Here is a 1,688-nt window from a genome sequence, read left to right on the forward strand (position 1 = left end):
TAAGTAGCAGGAAAAGAGATAATGAAAATGTGCACTAGAGACTGGATGACACTGATCAGTTAATTAGGCGGAATGGTATAACTGATGGTACTCAAAAACACAGAAGTATAGACAAGCACTGCGCCTGTATATGAAATCAGGCTAGAGCATATCGTGAGGGGGGGGAAATAGCCAGTCTGAAATTTGATAACATAAAAATACAAATATAAGCACTTGATTTAAAGATTAAAAATATAACGCATAGAAAAACATTACATCGCTTGTCACAAAACAGTCCGATCAGACGTTTTATTAATATGAATTTTAAAGATAAAAACCACCTGCTTCAATAGGTGGTAGTTAAATAACCGTCATCAAACTATTAATACTCAAGGAGTATCTTGCATGAAAAAAGCTATTGCAATTGTTGTTATATCTTTATCAACCACTATTTTTTCCTATGGATATGCTGCGGATAACCCCAGTAATGGGCACAGCAATCACGGGGTTGAGGCGCCTGTAGATGGATTACGCCTGAACAATGGAGAGCAATGGAATATGGATGTTCACACTCGGACTATATCTCAAAAAATGAAAAAAACCTTTTTAGATACTGATCATTCGACCCAAGAAAATTTGAATGCGTTAGGTGTAAAACTCCAAAAGCAGGTCAATGAATTAATTGTCGGTTGCACTATGAATGGAAAATCACATGACCAGCTCCATATCTTCTTAAATAGTCAAATTCCGACAATCAATGCATTGGCTCTCGCTGATAATTACAATTCAGCAAGAGCATTAGAAATTCAACTTAAGGGCCAGTTTGAGACATACCAGAAGTATTTCAAATAATTGTAACCTTATATGGCATAGTTTGAGCTAAGAGATGTTCCGGTAATTATGCCGGAACAGGCCATATATTATATCACAGCTCGGGAGAGGCTTTGCTGCAACTCTCACTAGCTACTGACTTTACATTACTGTTTCTTATGTGGCAACGTTTGGACTCATGGAATTTATTCGGCATGTAAACTCAGATTTACAGAGAAAACATGTATGCGGTCTAATTCACATCGGGTTACCTGTGCTAAATGGTTTGTAAAAATAACTGGTAGAGTTGATTATACAAACAGCTATAATGATTTACTGCTGTGCATATCCTCCAATATTGAAAAAAGGTAAGCCAAATTGACTGACGAAGAACTAATGCAAGCCTATGCCAATGGTGACTTGATAGCATTTAATGCTCTGTATCAAAGACATAAAAGTAGGATTCTCGGGTTTATTATAAAGAAACTCAAGAATCAGAATGAAGCTGAAGACGTTTTCCAACAAGTCTTTACCAAACTTCATGTAGCCAGAAATAATTATAGGCAGGAAATCCCTTTTCTACCTTGGATTTTTACAATAACCAGAAACACTCTAATTGACCACATAAGAAAACATCAAAAAAACCAAAAACACATCAACACTTACACGGAGTCACTGCAATCCGATACCAATACTGAAAGCGAACATACACCTGTCAGTGAGCTTATTGAGCAGCTTTCTAGTTTATCGGTAACTCAACGTCAAGCGCTGTTACTTCGCTTCAACCAAGGCTTAACTTTTAAGGAAATTTCAGAGCAGATGCAAATGTCTGCTGACAATTCACGTCAAATAATCAGTCGTACCATTCGCAAGCTTCGTAAATTAATGACGGCAAAGGA

At 37.0% G+C, this 1,688-nt stretch carries 2 protein-coding genes; both read left to right on the forward strand.

Annotation, left to right across the window (positions count from 1 at the left end):
- The first annotated feature begins 384 nt into the window (after positions 1-384).
- On the forward strand, positions 385-831 hold the full coding sequence (locus G337_RS27940) for a hypothetical protein (RefSeq protein ID WP_051303426.1): 447 nt from the start codon (positions 385-387) through the stop codon (positions 829-831).
- 336 nt (positions 832-1,167) lie between these two features.
- A partial coding sequence (locus G337_RS27945) for an RNA polymerase sigma factor (protein WP_051303428.1) occupies positions 1,168-1,688 on the forward strand: 521 nt, incomplete at its 3' end.

This window comes from Psychromonas aquimarina ATCC BAA-1526, from assembly GCF_000428725.1.
GTDB classification, from domain to species: domain Bacteria; phylum Pseudomonadota; class Gammaproteobacteria; order Enterobacterales; family Psychromonadaceae; genus Psychromonas; species Psychromonas aquimarina.